This window comes from Myxococcus sp. CA039A (genome assembly GCF_013336645.1).
GTDB classification, from domain to species: Bacteria; Myxococcota; Myxococcia; order Myxococcales; family Myxococcaceae; genus Myxococcus; species Myxococcus llanfairpwllgwyngyllgogerychwyrndrobwllllantysiliogogogochensis.
Genome location: NZ_JABUMQ010000433.1, coordinates 1 through 7,790, shown reverse-complemented (window position 1 = coordinate 7,790; position 7,790 = coordinate 1). Strand labels below are relative to the sequence as shown.

The following is a 7,790-nucleotide window of genomic DNA, read 5'->3' as shown; positions in this document are numbered from 1 at the left end:
CCGCCCACCCGCCGAGCGCGGGCAGCCCCAGCGACGCGGGCGCCTGCACCTCCGCCACCACCAACCGACGTCCCGTGCTCGGTGCCGGTACGGCCGGCCCTGGCCTGACAACATGGTAGGCCCACGCCACATCCTCGGGCAGCAGCCCCGCTCGGCCATGAAGCGGAGGACGCGCCACCACCTCCACCGCCGGGCAGGCTCGCAGCATCGTCGTCACCGACTCGGGCACGAGTCCCTGAAGCTCCTCATCCAGGGGCGCGCGGCGGCTGGCATCGTGATGCTCCACGAGCTGCCCCTCCGGTCCTCGCGCCAGCACGAGGGTCCGCTCGACATCCACGGTGACGGCCAGGACACACCGCTCGGGAAGCGGGCCGCCCAGCTCCTCTCCAAAGAGTCGGAACGCCTGTTCGGACTCTCCGGCCCGGGCCGCCGCGAAGAGCAGGGACGTGTAGCTGTAGGCGCGGGCCTTGCGCGCATCGACGCTGGTGGAGGGAAGGCGCTGCGCCTCGGCGATGGACCGCCGCAGCAACGCCTCGCCCCGCACCCTGTCCTGCTCCACGAGGAAGCGCCCTTCGATGTGCGTGAGCAGCGCCGCCTCGCCCGGGGTGAGCGTCCCCTGCTGGCGCCGCTCCGACATCCCCGCCACGAGCCGAGCATCCTGCTCCGGGTCCGGCCGCAACCGCGCCAGGTCCGCGAGCGTCTTCGCGCCCGAGAGCAGCAGGGGCGTCTTGCAGGAGAGCGCCTCACGCATGCGCTCCCGGGCCGGCGCCACGGACAGATTCCCCAGCAAGGCCAGCGCGTCGTTCGAGCGGACGAAGTGGCGGATGGTGCAGTCCTCGGGACGCTGCGCGAGCGCCTCCTCCAGATAGGCCCGTGCCTGCGCGCCATCACCCTGGTAGCGGGCGAGCTGTCCGAGATGGAGCAGCAGTTGCGCCTCGCCCCACCTCGGGTCCGTGCGGTACAGGGCGCGCGCGGCCTGCAGGTGACGATGGGACTCCGCCAGCCGGTGGAGCTGGCGATAGAGGTCGCCCAGGTCCGACTCAATCGGGATGCAGCGGTAACCCAATGGATGTTCCTGGCAGAGCGCGGCAGCGGCCAGGAGGTGTTGCTCCGCCTGGAGCAGTTCTCCTCGGGAGATGGCCACCCTGGCGCGCTCGTGCTCCAGCAGGAGCGTGAACCACGGGTCCCCCAGTCGCGCGACGAGCGGGGTGAGTTCGCCCAGGCGCTCCGCCACCTTCCCCTCGCGCACCAAAGCCCCCAGGTACAGGTCCAGCTCGCCAGCGCGCCGCAGCTCGTCCAGGAACGCGGCGAGCCCCCCGGCGACCTCGTGCGTGCGGTACAGCTCCAGGTAGCGACGGGCCAGGGGCGCGCGGACGTGGAAGTCCCGTCCGCTCGCCCAGCGGAGGGCATCTCGCAGCACCGTGCCACCGTCGCGTGTATCCAGGACCGTGGCCACCGACTCCAGGGCGTGCAGCCGCTCCAGCGAAGGCGCCGCGCGGATGGCCTCGTACAGGAACATGCGGAAGATGCCGGGATGCGCCTGGAGGACCTCGGCGGACACGGGCTCGCCCTGAGTCACCAGCGCCTGTCCTAGCGCCGACGGCTTGCGCCAGTCCTCCGTGCTCATCAGCCGAGCGCGCGCCGCGTCCGCGCGGGTCCTCGCCTCCACCGCCCAGCCCGGCTCCCCCAGCGCGGCGACGGCGTCGAAAGACAGCGCGGCGAGTGCCCACAGCTCCAGGTCTCGCAGCACGAGCGCCCGATTCCACAGTGCCTGTGCATGCGTCGGCCGCGCCGTCAGCACGCCCTCCAACAGCGCCAGCGCCGTGGCGGAGTCCCCTTGGTCCAACGCCATGATGGCTCTGTCACTGTCCACGTCCGGAGACGTCCCCGCCGTCGCCAGATAGGGCGCCGCCAGCTCCGTGTCGCGGCGCACCAGATAGGCCGCCGCGAGCCCCTGCATGTCGCCCTCGGCCTCCAGCCGCGCCAGCTCACGCAGCGGCGCGGGAGTCGGCCCGCCGGCATCCCCCGAGCGCAGCGGTCCGTAGGGACGGTGTACATCCGCGCCGGGATAACTCACCCGCGCCTCCAGCGTGCGCACTGGAGCGCCCGTCAGGAACAGCTCCGGCGACACAGGCTCGGAACGTTGCCGCGAGCGCACGCCGGCCACGACAGCGGCGGCTCCCGCGACACCCACCACCACCACGAGCGCGGCCCACCTCGGCCGCGGAATCCAGGACCAGGACCCGTCATCCACCGCCGTACTCCCCGCGTATGTGCCCTGGCAGCCCATGCCCACCCAACGGCGGGTCGCCAGAATCTTCCCGCCGGGACGCTACGCCGCTTCTTTCGTCATCGCGATGCCGCCGCGACGTGAGGCTCCACATGCGCGGTCGACGTAGACGAGCGCGGGCGACGCTTCAGGGCTGACGTCACCTGCGCCGCGTGCCCAAGCCCGTGGCCCCGGCCCGGGTGCGAGGAGGAACGGGCCGAACAAGACGCGCACGAAGGAGCGCACCCCAGGTGGGCGCACGACGCGGGCTTCGAGCCACGAGCCCGTGGACGGGGCGCCACGGCTTCGTGTCCGGAGGACCACGCGACCTGCGGGTCCCCTCTCACGCGCCTCGCAACGAGCCCTGGCGCGAGCCTTGCTCTCGCCCCGGCCCCAACGCGCGAAGCTCGGCCCACGTCGCGCGGAACCGGAGCCCCATGTCCCGCAGCCCCTCGACACTGCTCGCCCTCATCACCCTCGCCACCACGAGCGCGCTCGCCGCCGCGCCGAAGGCTCCAGCGGCCCACCCGGGCTGTTTCCTGTTGATGGACCTGGAGACAGGCAAGGTCACTCGCAACGACGCGGTGAAGTGCGCCACGCGGCTGCCGCCCGCCTCCACCTTCAAGGTGCCGCACGCGCTCATCGCCCTGGAGACCGGCGTCGTGGCGAGCGTGGACGAGGTGCACAAGTGGGATGGCACCAAGCACTCCATCGCGATGTGGAACCAGGACCAGACGCTGGACACGGCCATGCGCCGCTCCGCGGTGTGGTTCTTCCAGGGCACGGCGAAGCAGCTGGGCCGCGAGCGCATGGAGGACTGGCTCGGCCGCTTCGACTACGGCACGCGGGACGCCTCTGGCGACATCACCCTCTTCTGGCTGGGAGGCCCGCTGCGCATCTCTCCCGACGAGCAGCTCGACTTCCTCGCGCGCATGTTCCGGGGCCAGCTCCCCGTCAGCCCGAAGGTGCTGGAGCAGGTGAAGGGCACGATGACGCACGGGCCGGACACCGTGGCCAGCGTCCGCGACGGCATCAACCTGGGCGGCCCCTGGAAGGACGGCGCGGTGCTGAGCGCCAAGACGGGCTGGTACCCGAACAAGTCCGGTGACGTCACCTGGCTGGTGGGCCACGTGGCCTCGCCCAAGGGACGCCACGTCTTCGTCAGCGCCGTGCGCTCTCCCACGGGCAAGGCCCCGTCGCGCTCGCCGGCAATCGCGTCGGCCATCGACGCGCTCAAGGCGCACGGGCTGCTCTGAAACGACGATGGGCCGCCCCCATGGTGGGAAGCGGCCCATCTCGGTCCCGCGTCAGCCCCCATCAGCGGGGCGAAGGCGCGGGTTTCAGACCACCTTCAGGCGACGACCCGTGGAGGTGCTGTTCGCCGCATCCCGGAGCGCGTCCTTCTTGTCCGTGCGCTCCCAGGTGAACTCCTTCTCCGTGCGGCCGAAGTGCCCGTACGCGGCGGTCTTCTGGTAGATGGGCCGCAGCAGGTCCAGGTGCTCCGTGATTTCGCGCGGCTTCAGGCCGAACGTCTGGCGGATGGCCTTGGCGATGCGCTCCTCGGGAACCGTGGCGGTGCCGAAGGTCTCCACCATGACGCTGACGGGCTCGGCCACGCCGATGGCGTAGGAGACCTGAACCTCGCAGCGAGTCGCCAGGCCCGCGGCCACGACGGTCTTCGCGATGTGGCGCCCCATGTACGCGGCGGAGCGGTCCACCTTGGACGGGTCCTTGCCACTGAAGGCGCCGCCACCGTGACGGCCCATGCCGCCGTAGGTGTCGACGATGATCTTCCGGCCGGTGAGGCCCGAGTCGCCCATGGGGCCACCCACCACGAAGCGGCCCGTGGGGTTGATGTAGAACTTGGTCTTGTTGTCGATGAGCTTCTTGGGGAGCGCCTTCGCGATGACGTCCTCGCGGATGGCCTCCTGGATCTTCTTGTTGGAGACGTCGTCCGAGTGCTGGGTGGACACCACCACCGCGTCGATGCGCACCGGGCGGCCCTCGCGGTACTCCACCGTCACCTGGCTCTTGCCGTCGGGACGAAGCCAGTCGTGCTGCTTGCGGCGCACGTCCGCCAGCTTGCGGGTCAGCGCGTGGGCGTAGTGCAGCGGGGCGGGCATCAGCTCCGGCGTCTCGTCGCACGCGAAGCCGAACATCATGCCCTGGTCACCGGCGCCCTGCTCCTTCTTGTTGTCCACGCCGCGGGCGATGTCCTGGCTCTGCCCTTCGATGGCCACCATGACGCCGCAGGTGTTGCCGTCGTAGCCCATGGAGCTGTCGGTGTAGCCAATCCGGCAGATGGTGCTGCGGACAATCTTGGGGATGTCCACGTAGGTGTTCGTCGTCACCTCACCGGCGACGATGGCGAGGCCCGTCTTGACGAGCGTCTCCACGGCGACCCGCGCCTGCGGGTCCTTGGCGATGATGGCGTCGAGGACACCGTCGGAGATCTGGTCGGCGATCTTGTCCGGGTGGCCCTCGGTGACGGATTCGGACGTGAACAGGTAGTCGGTAGGCATGTCGTCTCAGTGCAAGGGGGGCGCATACCGCGCGCGCGGGCGGACACTAAAGTGTGGTCCCAAGGGAGTCAAACAGACATCCGGGCCGCTTCATTCGGGTGTCCGACATGCAGGGCGACCGGGCATGGTGCCCGCCCGCCAGTCGTCTGGGGTTGAATTTCGCGAAGCGCCCAGCGTTCTCCTGGGCTAACAGAACGCCGAGCATTCCCTGTGGAGGACTCGCCCGACATGAACGCCCGCTTCCGTACCCTCTCCCTCCTGGTCGCCTTCACCCTGTCCATGCCCGCGCTCGCCGCGGCCCCGAAGAAGGACGACCCTGTCGTCAAGCCGGTGAAGACGGTGGTGTCGTCCGTGCGCTACGAGCGCGACGCGGCGGCCCTCAAGCTCTTCGGGGGTGAGGAGCAGGGGAAGTACCTGCTTGGCGACGCGTGGGCCAAGGGCACCGACGAGCAGCGCAAGGAGTTCGTCACCCTCTTCCACGGCCTGTTCGCGAAGATCGCCTTCCCGCGCGTGCGGGAGAACTTCAAGTCGCTGGAGGACATCGTCTACTCCCCCGCCGAGGTGACGGGCAACGAGGCCACGGTGGACTCGGTCGTCTTCATCAAGCACCCGCTGAAGACGCAGGAGATGAAGCTCAAGTACCGGCTGGTGAAGGACGCCGCCGCGTGGAAGGTCGTGGACGTGACGGTGCTCGGCTCCTCCATGCTCCAGGACATCCGCGACACGCAGGTGCAGCCGCTGCTGGCCCAGGGCGGATGGGACCTGCTGCTGGGGCGCATGCGGCAGGAGCTGGCGAAGAAGTAGTCGCCGCGCCCACTCCCGACGGCCGGGCCACCAGGCCCTCGGCCGTCGGAGGGGTTCCGAGGGGGCGACGCATGGCGTAGTCTCGCCCTCCCCTCTCGTCGGGTCGATGACCACCACCTCCTCCTCCGCTCAGCTCTCCGTGAGCCGCACCTCCCACGCTCCTTCCGAGCGGGAGGTGGACGCGTTCTGCGTGCAGTACGCGCCGCGCGCGCCCGGGCACCCCGCGGTGAGGGACTTGTACCGGCTCCTGCGCGACGTGCCCGAGGACGGCCTGGAGTCGCGGCTGGACTGGGTGGAGCGCTGGATGGCGTGGCTGCGCGAGCGCATCCCCGCCCACGGGCTGGTGGACGCCACCGAGCCGGAAGCGCCCCCCACCGACACCCGCCTGACGCTGATGGTGCGCATCATGGAGGGCGAGCCGGCCATGCGGGCCGCGGTGACGCACCTGGTCTCCGCAGTCTGCGATGGCAGCCGGGGCCTGAAGCTCTTCGCGCAGGTGGGCCTGCCCGCGGGCCAGGGCTTCTTGTCGGAGGCGTCCGACCGGCTGGCCCGCACGCTGCTCCCCTCCCCGCCGGAGCCCGGCAAGCTGTCGGAGCTCCTGCTGCGGCTGTTCCCCGTACCGGAGGACGCGGTGTGGCTGGCGCTGCTGTCGCCCGCACTGCTGGCGAAGCTCGCGTCACTGGTGGGCGAGCCCCGGCCGCCGGACCCGATGCCCGCCGCCCGCGTGCGCGCGGACCTGCTGGACGCCCTGATGTTGCTGGCGGTGCAGACGGCGGCGCTGGGGACCATGGAGGACGTGAGGGAGCGCGCCCCGGAGACGGCCTTCCGCGCCTCGCCCTTCCTGCGGCTGCGGATGGTGTGCGACGCGGTGCTGGCGCGCGACGCGGCGGCGGACACGATGAGGGACCTGGCCACGTGCGTGGACGACTGCCGCCTCGTGGTGGGCAGCGTGTCACGGCACCTGGAGGCCTCGGGCGTCAGCGTGGACCTGGTGTACCGGCTGGAGCGCATCCGCCGGAGCCTGGAGCGCATGGAGGCCATCGCCCGCGTGCTGGGCGCGCCCCGGGGTGAGCCGCGCTGGCGCGAGGCGCTGGGGCTCCTGTCGGACCTTTTGCGGCGCGCGCACGCGGACCGCTCCGTGGGCGAGCTGGTGCGGCGCAACGTGCGGATGCTGGCGCGTAAAATCATCGAGCGCGCGGGTCACTCCGGCGAGCACTACATCACCAGCACCCGCTCGGAATTCCACGCCATGGTGCACTCGGCGGCGGGCGGCGGGCTGGTGACGGCCATCGCCGTGGCCCTCAAGTTCGCCCTCACCGCGCTGGCGCTCGCGCCGTTCTTCTCGTTTCTGGCCGTGGGCCTCAACTACGCGGTGGCCTTCCTGCTCATCCAGGCCCTGGGCTTCACGCTGGCCACCAAGCAGCCCTCCGTCACGGCGGCCACGCTGGCGGGCGCGGTGGGCGAGGGCGCCCGGGGAGACCGGCTGTCGAGCCTGGTGGACATCATCCCCCGCATCACCCGCTCGCAGCTCGCCGCCTTCACCGGCAACCTGGGCTGCGTGCTGCCCGCCGCGGTGGCCCTGGCCCTGGCGTGGCAGGCCGCGCGGGGCACGCCCTTCCTCTCCCCCGCCAAGGCCCAGGCCACGGTGGCCTCCATGCACCCCTGGCGCAGCGGCGCGCTCCCATACGCGGCCCTCACCGGCGTGCTGCTCTGGCTGTCCAGCGTGGCGGGCGGGTGGATGGAGAACTTCGTGGTGTACCGGCGCCTGCCGGAGGCCCTGGCCCACCACCGCATGCTGCGCCGCGTCCTGGGAGTGGGCGGCGCTCAGCGGCTCGCGGACGGGCTGGTGCACGGGGCGTCGGGCCTGGGCGTCAACGTGACGCTGGGCTTCCTGCTGGCGCTGATGAGCGTGCTCGGGCGCTTCTTCGGGCTGCCCCTGGACGTCCGCCACGTCACCTTCGCGCTCGGCTCGCTGGCCATGGCCGGAGGCGCGCTCGGCCCCCAGGCGGTGCTCCAGCCCGACTTCCTCATGGCCCTGGTGGGTGTGGGGCTCATCGGGGTCATGAACTTCACCGTGTCGTTCTCGCTGGCCCTGGGCGTGGCTGTCCGGGCCCGTGATGTCCCCCTGGGAGAGGCCCTGCCCTTCCTGCGGGCGGTGGGGGTCCGCTTCCTCGCCGACCCCCGCTCGTTCTTCC

At 71.3% G+C, this 7,790-nt stretch carries 5 protein-coding genes; 3 read left to right on the top strand and 2 right to left on the bottom strand.

Going from position 1 to position 7,790, the window contains the following annotated elements:
* A partial coding sequence (locus HR086_RS42490) for a tetratricopeptide repeat protein (protein WP_174468482.1) occupies positions 1-2,254 on the bottom strand: 2,254 nt, incomplete at its 3' end.
* 452 nt (positions 2,255-2,706) lie between these two features.
* On the opposite strand from HR086_RS42490, the gene HR086_RS42485 reads away from it, so the two are divergent.
* The gene (locus tag HR086_RS42485; RefSeq protein ID WP_174468481.1) at positions 2,707-3,525 is read left to right on the top strand and encodes a class D beta-lactamase; all 819 of its coding nucleotides are present in this window, start codon (positions 2,707-2,709) and stop codon (positions 3,523-3,525) included.
* Positions 3,526-3,609: 84 nt separating this feature from the next.
* Here HR086_RS42485 and metK read toward each other — a convergent pair whose 3' ends face one another.
* The gene (metK, locus tag HR086_RS42480) at positions 3,610-4,791 is read right to left on the bottom strand and encodes a methionine adenosyltransferase (RefSeq protein ID WP_174468480.1); all 1,182 of its coding nucleotides are present in this window, start codon (positions 4,789-4,791) and stop codon (positions 3,610-3,612) included.
* Between the two features lie 228 nt (positions 4,792-5,019).
* On the opposite strand from metK, the gene HR086_RS42475 reads away from it, so the two are divergent.
* Together HR086_RS42475 and HR086_RS42470 are read left to right on the top strand one after the other, a co-directional pair.
* A complete protein-coding gene (locus HR086_RS42475) occupies positions 5,020-5,595 on the top strand; it encodes an ABC transporter substrate-binding protein (protein ID WP_174454270.1) in 576 nt (191 codons plus the stop codon).
* A gap of 106 nt (positions 5,596-5,701) precedes the next feature.
* On the top strand, positions 5,702-7,790 hold a 2,089-nt coding region (locus HR086_RS42470), incomplete at its 3' end, for a site-specific recombinase (RefSeq protein WP_174468479.1).